This is a genomic window from Chitinolyticbacter meiyuanensis, assembly GCF_008033135.1.
GTDB classification, from domain to species: Bacteria; Pseudomonadota; Gammaproteobacteria; order Burkholderiales; family Chitinibacteraceae; genus Chitinolyticbacter; species Chitinolyticbacter meiyuanensis.
The window spans coordinates 980,133-994,436 of sequence record NZ_CP041335.1; the positions used below are offsets into that span (position 1 = coordinate 980,133).

The following is a 14,304-nucleotide window of genomic DNA, read 5'->3' on the forward strand; positions in this document are numbered from 1 at the left end:
GGCGGCCATGGAGGCAGGCAGATGATGCGGTTCCCCTTCGGCAAGCGGTGGTTGCGACGGCGACGCGAGCAATGGCTGGCGATCGCGCCCGTGGCCGGCGAGTGGGCGGTGATGCGGCTGGTGGCCGATGGCAACGGCGTGCGCATGCAGGCCTACCGCAGCTACAAGCCGGACGAGACCGCCTTGCTGCGTGTTCCGGCGCAGCAGCAGGTGACCACGCTGCTCGACGCGGGCGACTACCGCCTGCTGCAGCTGGAAGCACCCAACGTGGCACCGGATGAGCTGCAGGCGGCCGTGCGCTGGCGCCTGCGCGAGATGCTCGATGGCCCGGTGGATGACCTGATCGTCGACGTGATCTGCATCCCGAACGGCCCCAGCGGCCTTGGCCGGCCGGCGCTGCTGATCGCGGTGACCGCCCATACCAATGTGGTCCGTGGCCGGACCGAGGCGTTTCGCGAGGCGCGGCTCAAGCTCGATGCGATCGACATTCCGGAGCTGGCACTGCGCAACGTCGCCACCCTGTTCGAAACCCAGGGCGAGGCGGTGGTGCTGCTGTGGTTCGACCAGCAGCACGGGCACCTGCTGCTGGTGTATCAGGGCGAGCTCTACATGTGGCGCACGCTCGACGGTGCCGCGCCAGGGATGGACCAGCCGCAGCGGCTCGAGCGCATCGTTCGCGAGATCCGCCGCACGCTTGATCATGTGAGCCACCATTTCAGCGACCTGGAACCCGGGCGCATCGTGGTGCTGACGCCCTATGCCGCGACGGCGCTGCTCGAATACCTGGCCGAGCAGATCGATCTGCCGGTGGTCGAGGGCGACCTGACGACGGTGATCGGCGGTCTGACCGATTTCGTGCCGGAGCGGGTGCGGCAGGTCGAGCTGTCGCCATTGATCGGCGCGGCGCTGCGGCGTAGCGGCGGGAGGGCGTGATGGCGCAGCAGATCAACCTGCTCTCCCCGTTGTTCCAGCAGCGCGCCACGTCGTTCGGCGCGCGGTTCTGCCTGACCGTGATCGTGATGGTACTGCTGGTGTTGGCGCTGATGGGCGTCGGCGAATATCGCCAGCTGCAGCAATTGCGACAGCAACTGGCTGATCTGCAGGCCGCCAAGTCGCAGAAGACTGCCAGCGTGGAGGCTTATTTCAAGAGCCATACCACCAGCCAGAATGCGGCGCAGCAACTGGCCGACAGCGAACGCATGCTGCAGACGCGGCTGCAGATCCTGCAGCGCTTCCAGCGGGATGAGCGCCGGGCACCGTTCTCGGCCTATCTCGATGCATTCGCCCGCATCCATGTCAACGGCGTGCGTCTGGCCCGCATCCGCGTGGCCGGCGACGCGCTGGAACTGGAAGGCCGGGCGCAGACGGCCGAGCAGATCCCGCGCTACCTGTTGGCGCTGCAGGCCCAGCCGGTGTTTCACGGCCGCCAGTTCGCCGCCATCCATATCGACCAGACCCCCGATGCGACCGGTACCGGCTTGCGTTTCCAGCTGACCAATCCCGGGGCCACGGCACCCACGCCAGTGGCGGGAGGAGCGCGATGATGCGGGCACTGCGCAATCTGCTTTCCAGGCTGGGCTTTCGCCTTGACAGCGTATCGCTGCGGCAGCGGTTGCTGATGCTGGGCACCGGCGTGATGCTGCTGGTGCTGGTGATCGACTATATGGCGCTGCGCCCGCTGGAACGGGAGCAGACGCAGACACTGCAGCAGATCCGGCTGGTCAGCGGCGAACTGGTGGCGCTCGATCGTCGTGTCAGCCAGGAAAGCCGCACACGCAGCGGGCAGGAGCAGGCGCGCATCAGCGGCATCCAGCGTGACATCGTGGTGCGCGATCAGGCACTCACCGAATTGCGCCGCCGGCTGATCTCGCCGGCGCAGGCCGACCAGATGCTGCAAGGTCTTGTCAGCGCCGATCCGCGCCTTGCGTTGCTGCAGCTGGAAAGCATTCCGCCCACGCCACTGGGCACCGGGGATGGTGCGCAGCAGGCGCTGTGGCAGCACGGCCTGCGGCTGGCGCTGCGCGCCGACTACTTCGCCATTCGCGACTACCTGAAGGCGCTGGAGTCGAGCGACTGGCCGATCTACTGGGAGTCGCTGCAATTGCAGAGCGACGGCACCAGCCCGGTCACCGCGAACCTTACCCTGTCCACGCTGAGCGAGGCCGCACCATGGCTGCAACTGCAGTGATCCGCCTGCTGGTGCTGCTGCTCGGGCTCAACTGCGCTGGCGCGGCCGAACCCGGGCTGCGCGATCCGATGCGCCTGCCTGCGGTGCCCGTCGCACGGGTGGCCTCGGGCCCCGCGGCCGCACCGACGCCCGCGCCCAAGCTCACGCTGGTCCGCATCCGCGCTGGTCAGCGCACGGCCTGGATCAACAACCGCCCCTACCAGATCGGCGACCAGCTCGACGATGCACGCATCGTGGCGATCGATCTCAAGGGCGTCACCCTGCAACGCGGCAGCAGCCAGCAGCGCCTGCCGCTGCAGGACACCCGCTATGTCCAGCCGGTCGGCACGCTCAAGCGGCCGCCGCTTCCTTCACCTGCCACCAAGACCACGCCATGACTCCAACCCGACTCTGCCTCATCCTTGCGCCCATCTGGCTATCCGGCTGCGCCTCCACGGTGGACCGGGAAGCCAATCTCGCCGAGATCCGCCGCGCCGTGGCCGAAGCGCAGGCCGCCCAGGTGCCGAGCGATGCCGCGGTGCAGGCAGCGCTGCTGCCGCCGCTGGCCGTGCCGCCGCCGAGCCAGAGCGCCCGCGAGATTGTCTCGCCCAGGTTCGACCTGGTGGTGAACGATGCGCCCATCCAGCAGATGCTGATGGGCATGGTGGTGGACACGCCATACAACATGCTGGTCCATCCCGAGGTGAAGGGCTCGGTGACGTTGCAGCTGAAGAACGTGACGGTGCCCGAGGTGATGCAGGCGCTGCGCGATGTCTACGGCTACGACTACCGCATCGACGGCAATCGGGTGATGGTGCAGCCAGCCGGCCTGCGCTCGCGGGTGTTCCATATCAGCGCGCCCACGCTGATGCGCAATGGCGAATCCGAAGTACGGGTGATCTCCGGCGCCATTTCGGACAGCACCAGCGGCGGCGTTACCGCCACCGGGGCGACTACCGGCACCACCAGCAATACCGTGGTCAACAGTACCCGCGTGCGCACCACCAAGCAGGCCAATTTCTGGGAAACGCTGCCAGCGTCGCTCTCTGCGCTGGTCCCAGCCACCGAGGGGCGCAGCGTGGTGATCAATGCCATGGCCAATCTGGTGGTGGTGCGCGCCATGCCGGACGAGCTGCGCGCAGTGGAGGATTTCCTGCGCCAGGTGCAGGGCAAGATGGTGCGGCAGGTGACGCTGGAGGCCAAGATCCTGGAAGTGCGGCTCAGCGATGGCTTCCAGAGCGGCATCAACTGGGCGGCGTTCGGCTCGGTGAACGGTCATGCGTTCGGCTTCGGCAGCGGGGTGAACGGCAATGCGCTGAGCTTTCCCGGTGTGGGTACCAGCACCACCAACGGCACCACGCTGGCCGCTGCACTGGGTGGCGGGCTGGCGGCCACCGGGCGTACCGCAGGCGGCTTGTTCGCCATGGCGCTGCAGACCGACGACTTCAGCGCCATGCTGCAGATCCTGAGCACCCAGGGCTCGGTCGAGGTGCTGTCGAGCCCGCGCATCGCGACCTTGAACAATCAGCAGGCGGTGCTCAAGGTCGGCACCGACGAATTCTTCGTCACCGGGGTGACCAGCAACAACACCAGCAACGGGCTGTCGACCACCTACTCGCCGTCGTTCACCACGCAGCCGTTCTTCTCCGGAGTGGCGCTGGACGTGACCCCGACCATCGACGACGAGGGCTTCGTGGTGCTGCATATCCACCCCTCGGTCAGCGACGTGAATACGGTCACCAAGCAGATTGACCTCGGCGAGGCGGGTACCTTCACGCTGCCGCTGGCGTCGAGCACCATCAAGGAGACCGACAGCATCGTGCGGGCGCGCCATGGCCAGGTGATTGCCATCGGCGGCCTGATGAGCCGCGTATCCAGCCGCACCCGCAATGCGGTGCCAGGCCTTGGCGACCTGCCGCTGGTGGGTTCGCTGTTCAGCAACGATGCCACCGCCAGTGCCAAGCAGGAGTTGGTGATCCTGTTGAAGGCCTCGTTCGAGGAAGATGAGCTGAACACCATGCTGCAGCTGTCCGACCGCTTGTCGCAGATGGCGGCGCCACCACAATGAAACACGCTGTCTGGATGCTGCTCGGGGTGCTGAAGGTGGCAGGTGCAAGCCCGGTGACGCCGCCGCCGGTGAAACACATCTCGCCACAGCAGCAGGATGAGTACCGCTGTGCGGCGGCCTTGGCCGTGCCCAACCAGCCTGCCAGCGCCTCGGCGCGGCTCGACGCGCTGCGCGGCTGCCTGGCGCGCCTGCCCCGCCATGCCGCGGCACGGCTGGAACTCGCGGCCATGCAGCTCGGCCAGGGCAATTTGGTGGAGGCGCAAGCCGTGTTGCAACAGGGGCTGGCGGTGAATCCAGGCGACACCAGCATGGTGCTGGCACTGGCGCGCATCCAGTATGCCGAGGGCCAGGCCGCGACGGCGTTGACCACGTTGCAGAACTACCACCTGGTTGGCGCCCGCCTGCCCGAAACGCTGGCGTTCGAAGCTGCGCTGCAACTGGAGCTGGGCGATGCCGAGGCTGCTGTCGCCACCTATCGCTTGGTGCTGGCGCGGGTCAACGTCAATGGTGTGTGGTGGCTGGGGCTGGCACGGGCGCTGGCGCAGACCGGCCAGCTGGATGCCTCGCGCCAGGCCTACCAGCAGGCGCTGCAGACCGGCACCCTGCCGCCGGGGCTGATCGCCTATGCCCGCGCTGAACTCGCCAAGGCGACGCCCCCCCACTGAGCCGGACGATCAGCTGCTGCTGCGGCGCTTGAACAGCACGTTCAACTCGTGCTGGTGGAAGGCCTCGCGCATCTGCTGTACCAGCTGCGTCTTGTCCCATGGCTTGGGCACGTAGCGGAACACGGCCCCTTCGTTCAGTGCGCGCTGCGTCTGCTCGACGTCGATATAGGCGCTCATCGCCACCCGCACCACGTCCGGATAGCGCTGGCGGATCTCGCCGAGGATGGCACCGTCGTTCTGCAGCGTCACCTTGGGATCGACCAGCACCACCGCCACATCGTTGATCGCCAGCATGTCGAGCGCCGCTTCGGCGCTGTCGACGTTGAGGAAGTGATACCCCTCGGCGTTGAGGTCGGTGTAGACGTGTGAATGGATGCGCGGCTCCGCGTCGACTACCAGCAGGATGCGCGGGTCGAGCTCCAGCGCCACGTCCGGCAGGTGCAGCGAGCCGCTGCGCGCCAGCAGTTGGCTGCAGCTTTCCGCCGGTAGCGGCGGCGAATAGCAATAGCCCTGGATCTGCTCGCAGCCCGATTGCAGCAGGAAGCTGAGCTGCTCGACCGTTTCCACGCCTTCGGCGATCACCTCGATGCCAAGCGAGGCGGCGAGGCCGATGATGGCGCGCGTCATCGCCGCGTTGTCGACATCGCGGTAGACATCATCGACGAAGCGCTTGTCGATCTTGAGCTGATCGATGGGGAACTGGCGCAAATCGCTCAGCGCGGCTTGGCCGGTGCCGAAATCGTCGATCGCCCATTGCACGCCGTGCTGGCGCAGCGCCGGCATCACGCTGCGGGCGAGATCGTGGTGCTGCACTAGCAACGTTTCCGAGGCTTCCAGCGTCAGCGTGTGCGGCGGCACCTGGTGGCGCGCCAGCGCAGCGCAGACCCGGTCGATCAGATCCGGCTGCTGTATCGTCAGCGTGGAGAGGTTCACCGCGATGCGCGGTACTTCCACATCGTCGGCGAGCCAGGCTGCGGCCTGTGCCAGGGCAATGTCGAGCACGTGGAAATCGAGCTCGGCGACAAAGCCGCCTTCCTCGGCCAGCCGCACCGCTTCCGCCGCCGGCAGCGGCAGGCCGTGTGGCCGCCAGCGCACCAGCGCTTCCATCCCGCACAGCGTGGCGCGGCGCAGGTCGAGCTGCGGCTGGTAGTACACCTGCAACTGGCCAGCCAGCAATGCCTCGTGCAGGCTCTGCCGCAGCGTGCTGCGGCGGGCGATGCTCTCGTCCATTGCCGGCTCGAAACGGGCACGCCGTTGCACGTGGTCCGGGCCGGTGGCGGCGAGTGCGGCGTGGCGCAGCAGCTCTTCGGCATGCTGGCCGTCGGCCGGATAGAAACAGTAGCCGATGCGGTAGCCGGGCTTGAGCTGGCCGTGCCCCGGCACGTTGACGGCCTCGGCCAGCGCGATGTCGATCTGCTCGAGCAACAGCTGCAGCCGTGGCTCATCGCGGGCGTCGGGCAGCAGCAGCGCGAATTCGTCGTCGGCGACGCGGGCCAGGGTATCGAATTCGTGCAACAGACCGCGCAGCCGCTCGACCTGTTCGCCCACCATCTGCTCCAGCGCCACGGTACCGAGCCGCTCGGCCAGCCCGCCGTAGTCGTCGAACAGCACCACGGCCAGCGCGAACGATTCCTGACGGCGGTTCGACTGCAGCGCGGCCTGGCTCAAGCGATCGAGCAGCAGGTTGCGATTGGGCAGGCCGGTGCGCACGTCGTAGCAGGCGTGGTGCGCTGCCTGTGCGCCATCGAGCTTGCTGGCGGTCACGTCGTCGATCACGCCCACGTAGTGGGTGATGCGCCCCTGGGCATCCGGCGCCGGCAGCACATGCAGCGCGTTCCAGAACATCGAGCCGTCCTTGCGGTAGTTGCGCAGCAGCGCCTTGCCCTCGGTGCCCTGCGCCACGGCGCGGCGGATGAATACCAGATCGGGCTGGTCGCGGTCGCGCCCCTGCAGGAAACGGCAGTTGCGCCCGAGCACGGCTTCCTTGCTGTAACCGGTGATGCGCTCGAAGGCCTGGTTCACGTAGACGATGGGCTGCTCCGGATGCAGCAGGTCGGTGACGAGGATGCCGCTGGCGCCGGCATCGATCGCCTTGTTGCGGATGCGCAGCTCGCGGTCCACCACCTGCTGCGCGGTGATGTCCTGCGCCATCACGATCGCGCCCTGGATCTGGCTGCGGTCGTTGGCGAGCGGTACCGCCGACACCAGCAACGTGCGCTCGCTACCGCCGCTGTGCACGCTGACTACCTCGCCGAGCACCGAATCGCCGAGCTTGAGTGCACGCTTGACGGCACGGGCCACCGGCTCGATCTCGTCGGCGCTGCCATCCGGCATCAGCTCGGGCAGCAGCGGCCTATCCCAGATGCGCAGCGCCTCGGGGGTCTGGCGGATCACCCGGCCCTCGTTGTCGGTGACCCAGACGCCGAGTGGCAGCGTATCGAGTACCTTGGCCATCAGCGCCTCGCCCTGGCGCCAGGCAAGCTCGGCGCGCGAGCGCTCGGCCATCTCGCTGCGCAGCGCGGCCGTGCGCTCCTCGACCTGTGATTCGAGCTGGCCGAAGAAGCGGACCCGCGCCAGCGCGATCGACAGCTGCTGGCCCGCCACGTTGAAGCTGGCGAGCTCGTCCTCGCTCCATGCCGCACCGTCGGCACGTGCCACGTTCAGCATGCCCAGCAACTGCTCGCCGCTGCGCAGTGGAATGCAGGCATGGTTGGCATTGCCACCGGCGTGCGGCGCGCGGCAGTCGCTCACGTTGTGTGCATTGAGCAGGCTCTGCCCCAGCTGGCAGGCGCAACTGAGCGAGGTCGATGTCGGCAGTGCCGACGCATCGGCATCGCCGCTGCAGCCGGCCGGAATCAGGTCGTTGGTCTCCGGGCGATAGAGCCAGAGCCAGGCTGCGCGGAACAGCGGGAAGGCGGCGGCGGCCTGCAGCGCCTGCGCGATGACGCCGGCTTCATCCGGCTGCTCCGAGAGCCGGGCGGAGAAGTGATACAGCGCGTCGACGACCGCGTGCGACTGGAACAGCTCGGCGTGCTTGGACTTGAGCTGGCTTGCCAGCATGCCGCGCTGCTCGTAGGTGGACATCAGCAATTCGAGGATCTGCTGGCGCCCGGCCGTGATGAAATGGCGTTCGCCACCGAGCACGATATCGACGCCCAGGCTGCCTGGCCGCTCCGGCTGGCGATTGGCCTGGTTGGCGAGGAAGGCGCGGATGCGCGAGATCAGGTATTTCTCGTCGTAGGGCTTCAGGATGAAGTTGTCGGCGCCGCAGGCGAGGCCCTGCACCACGTCGCGCGCATCGGCCATCTCGGTGATCAGGATGACCGGCACATGGCGCGAATCCGGGGCGGACTTGATCGCCCGGCATAGCTCGTAACCGCCCATCTTGGGCATGATCACGTCGCTGACGATCAGCGTGGGCGCGCGTTCGGCAACGCGTTCCAGGGCTTCCAGGCCGTTGCGCGCCAGCCGCACGGTGCAGCCCTGCGTTTCCAACAGGCGCTGCAACAGAACGGCCTGGCTGACGCTGTCTTCCGCGATCAGGATGTCCACGCCACTGAGCATCTGCAATCTCCTCGTCGATGGGTTGACTGGTTTTCGCTTACAACAAACCAAGTTCCATCTTAGTGGACATCGCGGACAACCGCGTATGGACCGCCGATCAGGCCGGGCCGCTCGACGTTTGTGGTGGTGGCGGGCACACGGTTTGCCGGGTGTTGTTCTCGCCCAGCTCAGCCCAGCCGCATGGACAGCTCGACGTCGCTGGCGAAGGGTACCGACAGATATCCTGCCGCTGGCGCGCGTACCCGCGCCAGGTAGTCGGGGCTGTAGTCGGCGTTGTCGGCAACCACCAGCGCGCCTGGACGCAGCTGCGCTTCCACCAGCGCGAGGATCTCCGGATAGAGCGCCTTGGCGCCATCGAGCAACAGCAGGTCGATGGCGTCTGGCAGCGCGCTGGCGAGCGTCTGCAGTGCATCGCCTTCGCGGATTTCCACGAGGTCCGCCAGGTCTGCGGTGGCCAGGTTCCGCCGTGCCTGTGCTGCCTTGGCCGGCTCGAACTCGGTGCTGATCAGCCGGCCGCCGCCGTTGTCGCGCAGTGCAGCGGCAAGATGCAGCGTGGAGATGCCGAACGAGGTGCCGAACTCGACGATGGTGCGTGCCTTGCCGCTACGCGCCAGCAGGTACAGCAGCGTGCCAGTCCCGCGCGACACGGCGAGCGGGAAATCCTTCAGCTGGTGATAGAGCTCGCGATAGCCGGTCTTGCTTTGCATCAGCTGTGAGACATCCTCATCGGACAAATCGGCGAAGGCCGGGCTCGAGCCTGGCGCTGAAGCTTGGTCTTCGGCAAACAGTCGATCCAGTAGCGAGGCGACGGGGGCGGAGGTCAGGGTATTCATGCGGATTCCGGTTCGGTTTGAGCGCGACAGTGCGCCGAACTAGAATGCGACGAATCATTCGCATTTCCTATTCGCATTAACAGACCCCCGATGAGCGAACGCAAGCCCCCCGCGATTTCCCTGAGAAAACAGCCCAAACAAGCCCGATCGAACGAACTGGTCGCCATCATCCTGGAAGCGGCTATTCAGGTTTTAGCCAAGGAAGGCGCCCAACGCTTCACCACCGCCCGGGTCGCGGAGCGTGCTGGCGTCAGCGTCGGTTCGGTCTACCAGTATTTCCCGAACAAGGCGGCCATCCTGTTTCGCCTGCAGAGCGATGAGTGGCTGGAAACCACGACCCTGCTGCGCAGCATCCTCGAGGACACGACCCAGCCGCCGCTCTCGCGGCTGCGCCGCCTGGTCCACGCCTTCATCCAGTCCGAATGTGCCGAAGCGCAGATGCGCGTGGCACTGCACGATGCCGCGCCGCTCTATCGCCATGCGCCCGAGGCGCAGCAGACCAAGGCATCCGGCGCGCAGACGATCCAGCGCTTCATGGATGAAGTCCTGCCACATACGCCTGCCGCGGCCCGCGTGCTGGCGGGCGAGCTGATCACCACCACGCTCAGCACCGTCGGCAAGCACTACTCGGAAACGTCCAGGACCGAGGCGGAGATCGAGGTCTACGCCGATGCGATGGCCGACATGTTCTGCGCCTATCTGCGCGGGCTGGATGTGGCAATGTCATCAGACCGCCCTGGTGCAGGAAGCGCTGGTTCTGAACCTGGTTGATGTGGGTTTCATGACTCAAAACGCTGCAGTAACAATGCTGCTTTAGCGTTCCCGGTTTTTCCGGACCCCTCTGCCGTGCTGCCCATCCTGCTGAAGACCTTTCTCGAAGTCGCCCGCCAGGGCGGAGTGACGGCGGCGGCGCGGCAGTTGCGGCTGAGCCAGCCGACGGTGACGGCGCAGATCCGGCAGCTGGAGAACAGCTACCAGGTGGAGCTGTTCCAGCGCCGTGCCGGGCGCCTGCTGCTGACCGACACCGGGGCGGCGCTGCTGCCCAAGGTGGAAGCGCTGATGCAGCAGGAGGCGGAGCTCGATTTCATGCTGCGCCACGCCAGCCAGGCCCAGGCAGCCAGCCTGCGCCTGGCCGCCACCGGGCCGTACTATGTGCTGCCGCAGGTGGCGGCGTTTCGCCGGGCCTATCCGGCGGTGACGCTGACGGTGGAGTTCGGCAATTCGCAGCAGGTGATCGAGGCACTGGGCGACTACCGGGTGGATCTCGCGGTGTCGTCGCAACGGCTCGATGACAGCCGGCTGGCGCGGTGGATGCTGGCGCAGAGCCCGTTGGTGCTGGTGGTGCACCGCGAGCATCCGCTGGCGGCATTCAGCGAGATCGACGTGGCGGAACTGGCAAACTGCGCGCTGCTGCTGCGCGAAGTCGGCTCGATGACGCGGCAGCACACCGAGGCGTTGCTAAACGCGGCCACCGTCACGCCGTTGTCGTGCTTCGAGCTCGGCAGCCGCGAGGCGATCCGCGAAGCGGTGGTGCATGGCCTGGGTTGTTCGATCATGCCGCTGCACGAGATTGCCTCGCACCCGCAGCTGCGCATCATCATGCTGCGCGGCAGCGATGCCCATGTGGCCGAGTACCTATATTGCCTAGAGAGCCGGCGCCAGTTCCGGCCGGTGCAGCTCTTTGTGGAAAAAGCCCTGGCGGGGCAGGCTCCCGGCCAGGGCTGAAAGGGCGAAGCAGTGCTTACTGCGCTGTGAAACTGCCGCTGGCGCTGTACGGCGACCAGTTGAGGCCGCGGTCACGCACCCGCACGCGGTAGTACCAGGTCTCGCCGCTTACCGCCTTGAACACGGCCGGCTTCACATTGCCGAAGCGGTCGTAGGTCGAGCGGTGCGTGCACTGCCCGCCACGGGCACCGCTGGTGGTCCAGCAGGTGGGGCCCTTGGACAATGACCAGCGCTCGAACTCCTCGTTGCCGCCGTCGGCCAGCAGCTCGCGGCTGGCCAGCAGGTTGCCCAGCTCCAGGCGCGTTACCAGCTTGCCGGCGCGGGTGTTGCTGTACGAGCTGCCGCTGCTGCTGGTGTAGAACCAGTTATCAATGCGCGTCTCGTTGCCCCACACGTCGAAGGCATCGGCAAAATCGGGCGAGCGTGACAGCTGCCAGTGCGCTTCGAGCACGTCGACCCCGGCGGGCGCCAAGTAGTCGAGGTTAAGTGTGCTCACCGCCACGGTGCCACGGTTGGGGGTAACCAGCTGCGGCGGGGTGCCCACCGCGCCGGCGGTGAAGGCCACGCTGTCGGTCACCGGGAAGCTGGTATCGGTGCCGGCACCGCCGCTGGAGCGGCGCTGCATCGCCAGGCCGGGCTGCGGGCCGAAGCTGAAATTGAGCGTGTTGTAGCCGAACTCGTCGTGGGTGACGACGAACACGCCCAGGTCCTTGCCATCGCTGCCCTGGTTGCCCCCGCCTTCCAGCGCGCCGCTGGCGCTGGCCGCGTTCAGCCACAGGTGCTTCACGTCCATCGAGTGGCCGCGGCCGTAGCTGTGCACGTGGCCGAACAGGTTGCCGGTGATGGCGTTGCTGCGGCGGCTGTAGCCTTCCAGCTCCGCAACGAATTCGCAGGCGGCGATCACCTCGCCGTTGCGCCACTTCTCGGACAGGCACGGCGCATGGTCGATGCTGAACACGAAGGGCTTGCCCGCGCCCTCGGCACTGGCCACCTGCTGCTTGAACCAATCGAGCTGCTCGACGCGGAAGGCATCCCAGTACATCGACAGCGGCGACCAGTTGCCGTGCGTGTGGCGGCCGGAGATCGGCGTGGAATCGAGTACGATCAGCTTGAGCCCCAGGTAGTCGGTGCTGTGCCAGAAGCCACGATACCTGGCCGAACCGTTGTCCGGCACACCAGCGAAGTACTTGCGGTAGGTCTTCATCGCGTTGGCGATATTGGGCGTGGCGGTGGTGGCCGGGTTGCCCATCTCCTCGCCGAAGTACTCGTGGTTGCCCGGCGCCGCGATCACCGGCACATAGGCCGACAGCGCCTGCATGCGGCTGAAGAACTGGCTGCGCCACTGGTCACGCGAGTTGCCCGAGGCCACCAGATCGCCCGAGATCAGGATGCCGGCGACGTTCTGCGCGCAGCTCACCGGCTGGGCGCCATCGCAGTCGTGCTTCATCACGCCCTGGTTCACGATGTCGTTGAAGATGGTGCCGCGGCCGTCCTGGGTATCGCTGAACACCACGAACTTGGCGTTCTCCACGCCGTCACCGGCCTTGGGCCAGCTCCTGAACGCATAGCGCGGGCTGACGTAGGCCGTGGCGCCATCGCTCGACTCGGTGCGTACGTAGTACTCGTACAGCGTGTTCGAGGCGAGGCCGGCGAGACGGGCGTGGTAGACGGTGGCGTCGGTCGGATACACCGTGGCGTTCACGCGCTGGAACGCGTCGCCGCTGCCGTAGCGGCGCAGCCAGATCTGTGGCTTGGCCTGGGCGGTTTCCAGCAGCACCGTCATGCCGTCGGCGGACGGCGCCTGCAGCACCGGGCCGATGGTCAGCGCGGGCTGGCCGCTGCCAATGGGCGGTACATCCGGCGCCGGCGTCGGCGCAGGGGTTGGCTGTGGTGTGGGCGAGGGCTGCGGGGTGGGTGAAGGTTGCGGTACCGGCGTCGGGTTCAGGCTGGACAGCGGCGCGCGGCCTTCGGCGAGCTGGGCGATCTCGGCCGCGCTGAGGTTGCGGTTCCACACGGCGATGTCGTCGTAGTCCAGCGTGAAGCGCTCGGCCGGATAGCGCGCGTAGTAGTCGCCGCGCGCATCCTCGTTGAAGGCCCAGCGCTGGTAGCTCGGGTAGATGTTGCCGAGCGCGCTGTAGTTGAGCGTGGTGGTATTGAGCTTGCCGGTCGCGTCGGTCGCCCAGGCCTTGATCGATTTGCTCACCGGATCGACGGCGATGGCGACGAAGCCCCATGCCTTGGCCGGGCCGGCAAGGTAGGCATCGACCCGCTTGGTGCCGTCGCCCACGTTGAATTTGTAGCGGCCATCGTTGTTGCGGCCGATCGAGATGCCGGCGTTCAGCCCGGTGCCCCAGTCCTTGTTGGCGGCGACGCTGGCGAGCTTGGTGCCCATCTCGTCCGGCATCCGTACCCAGAACGCCAGCGTGTAGGCGCCGGTGAAATCGCGCGGCAGGAATTGCGCTGCGCCTTGCAGCGCGGGCAGGCTGCTGCCGCGACCGAAGCGTGCGTCGGCATAGACGACCGGGCCGACTGCCTGCAGCGGCGTGGCACCGACACTGTCGCGGCCTTCGCCATCGAGCGTGTAGTAGTGCGCGAGGCCGCTGGCCAGCGCCGGATCGAGTACTGCGACCGGAGTCGGGGTCGGTTGCGGCGTAACGGTGGGCGTCGTGGTCGGCGTCACCGTCGGCACGGCAGTGGGCGTGGGGGCCAGCGTTGGCGTCGGCGTCGGTACCGGTGTCGCAGTGGGTAGTGGCGTCGGGCTGGGGGTCGGTGCTTGCGTGGGCGTGGCCACGCTGCAGGCGCCCAGGTTGCGCCAGGGGCCCCACTGGCCGGACTTGCTCGGATCGTCACCCTGGGTCCACCACTTGGCCTCATAGCTGATGCCGCCATGGATCACCCGCTGCCCGGCCACGTAGACGGCACTGGCCGACCACGCGGTGCTGCAGCCGCTGCCGGCCGGTGTCGGCGTAACGGGCGTCGGCACTGTGGTCGGGGTCGGCGTGGCCGCTTCGCCCTCGTTGCCGTCGCTGCGCCACAGCACCGGCGTGGCGGCCGGATTCCAGTTGGCGCCGACATAGGCGGTGTGCGTGACCAGCGCCACGTATTCCAGCCCCTGGTAGCTGACCACGCTGCCGGCGTTGTAGCTCACGCCCTCGCGCCAGGCCGGGGCGGCGGCAGTCGCCACGCCGGCCACCGTGGCCAGTGCCACTGCGGCGGATATCCAGTTCCGTTCCATCGTTTCTCCATCCCTGTGATCAAGCCGGCACCCCTGCCGGCGGGCCC

General features: G+C 67.3%; 11 protein-coding genes. 8 read left to right on the top strand and 3 right to left on the bottom strand.

All coding sequences use genetic code 11. The features are described from left to right. Positions 1–21: 21 nt before the first annotated feature. The 6 genes from pilM to FLM21_RS04675 are packed head-to-tail and all read left to right on the top strand — an operon-like array spanning position 22 to position 4,900. Positions 22–933, top strand: coding sequence for a type IV pilus biogenesis protein PilM (pilM, locus tag FLM21_RS04650; RefSeq protein ID WP_148714451.1), 912 nt, complete (start codon positions 22–24; stop codon positions 931–933). Next, positions 933–1,544 (top strand): PilN domain-containing protein, encoded by a 612-nt coding sequence (locus FLM21_RS04655; RefSeq protein WP_148714452.1) that lies wholly within the window; start codon positions 933–935, stop codon positions 1,542–1,544. The genes pilM and FLM21_RS04655 overlap by 1 nt, the downstream gene beginning before the upstream one ends. Then, positions 1,541–2,188 (top strand): hypothetical protein, encoded by a 648-nt coding sequence (locus tag FLM21_RS04660; protein WP_148714453.1) that lies wholly within the window; start codon positions 1,541–1,543, stop codon positions 2,186–2,188. The genes FLM21_RS04655 and FLM21_RS04660 overlap by 4 nt, the downstream gene beginning before the upstream one ends. Further along, positions 2,170–2,565 (top strand): hypothetical protein, encoded by a 396-nt coding sequence (locus FLM21_RS04665; protein ID WP_148714454.1) that lies wholly within the window; start codon positions 2,170–2,172, stop codon positions 2,563–2,565. The genes FLM21_RS04660 and FLM21_RS04665 overlap by 19 nt, the downstream gene beginning before the upstream one ends. Continuing rightward, the gene (mshL, locus tag FLM21_RS04670) at positions 2,562–4,235 is read left to right on the top strand and encodes a pilus (MSHA type) biogenesis protein MshL (protein WP_148714455.1); all 1,674 of its coding nucleotides are present in this window, start codon (positions 2,562–2,564) and stop codon (positions 4,233–4,235) included. Before FLM21_RS04665 ends, mshL begins: the two co-directional genes overlap by 4 nt. Continuing rightward, positions 4,232–4,900, top strand: a complete 669-nt coding sequence (locus FLM21_RS04675; protein ID WP_148714456.1) for a tetratricopeptide repeat protein — start codon at positions 4,232–4,234, stop codon at positions 4,898–4,900. The genes mshL and FLM21_RS04675 overlap by 4 nt, the downstream gene beginning before the upstream one ends. Positions 4,901–4,909: 9 nt before the next feature. Here the strand turns inward: FLM21_RS04675 and FLM21_RS04680 are convergent, their stop codons facing one another. Further along, a complete protein-coding gene (locus FLM21_RS04680) occupies positions 4,910–8,464 on the bottom strand; it encodes an EAL domain-containing protein (protein ID WP_148714457.1) in 3,555 nt (1,184 codons plus the stop codon). A 167-nt stretch (positions 8,465–8,631) separates the two neighbouring features. Continuing rightward, positions 8,632–9,297: an O-methyltransferase gene (locus tag FLM21_RS04685; RefSeq protein ID WP_148714458.1), complete on the bottom strand. Its 666-nt coding sequence runs from the start codon at positions 9,295–9,297 to the stop codon at positions 8,632–8,634. Between the two features lie 90 nt (positions 9,298–9,387). On the opposite strand from FLM21_RS04685, the gene FLM21_RS04690 reads away from it, so the two are divergent. Next, entirely contained in the window at positions 9,388–10,068 is a 681-nt protein-coding gene (locus FLM21_RS04690; protein WP_148714459.1) for a TetR/AcrR family transcriptional regulator, read from the top strand. Positions 10,069–10,143: 75 nt separating this feature from the next. Beyond that, the gene (locus FLM21_RS04695) at positions 10,144–11,022 is read left to right on the top strand and encodes a LysR substrate-binding domain-containing protein (RefSeq protein WP_148714460.1); all 879 of its coding nucleotides are present in this window, start codon (positions 10,144–10,146) and stop codon (positions 11,020–11,022) included. Between the two features lie 16 nt (positions 11,023–11,038). Here the strand turns inward: FLM21_RS04695 and FLM21_RS04700 are convergent, their stop codons facing one another. Continuing rightward, complete coding sequence (locus FLM21_RS04700) at positions 11,039–14,257, bottom strand: carbohydrate-binding protein (protein ID WP_148714461.1); 3,219 nt, start codon at positions 14,255–14,257, stop codon at positions 11,039–11,041. Positions 14,258–14,304: the final 47 nt, after the last annotated feature.

Excerpts from the sequence above, each read along its gene's own strand:
- pilM (WP_148714451.1), top strand. The coding sequence starts at position 22 with ATGATGCGGTTCCCCTTCGGCAAGCGGTGGTTGCGACGGCGACGCGAG.
- FLM21_RS04655 (WP_148714452.1), top strand. The coding sequence starts at position 933 with ATGGCGCAGCAGATCAACCTGCTCTCCCCGTTGTTCCAGCAGCGCGCC.
- FLM21_RS04660 (WP_148714453.1), top strand. The coding sequence starts at position 1,541 with ATGATGCGGGCACTGCGCAATCTGCTTTCCAGGCTGGGCTTTCGCCTT.
- FLM21_RS04665 (WP_148714454.1), top strand. The coding sequence starts at position 2,170 with ATGGCTGCAACTGCAGTGATCCGCCTGCTGGTGCTGCTGCTCGGGCTC.
- mshL (WP_148714455.1), top strand. The coding sequence starts at position 2,562 with ATGACTCCAACCCGACTCTGCCTCATCCTTGCGCCCATCTGGCTATCC.
- FLM21_RS04675 (WP_148714456.1), top strand. The coding sequence starts at position 4,232 with ATGAAACACGCTGTCTGGATGCTGCTCGGGGTGCTGAAGGTGGCAGGT.
- FLM21_RS04680 (WP_148714457.1), bottom strand. The coding sequence starts at position 8,464 with ATGCTCAGTGGCGTGGACATCCTGATCGCGGAAGACAGCGTCAGCCAG.
- FLM21_RS04685 (WP_148714458.1), bottom strand. The coding sequence starts at position 9,297 with ATGAATACCCTGACCTCCGCCCCCGTCGCCTCGCTACTGGATCGACTG.
- FLM21_RS04690 (WP_148714459.1), top strand. The coding sequence starts at position 9,388 with ATGAGCGAACGCAAGCCCCCCGCGATTTCCCTGAGAAAACAGCCCAAA.
- FLM21_RS04700 (WP_148714461.1), bottom strand. The coding sequence starts at position 14,257 with ATGGAACGGAACTGGATATCCGCCGCAGTGGCACTGGCCACGGTGGCC.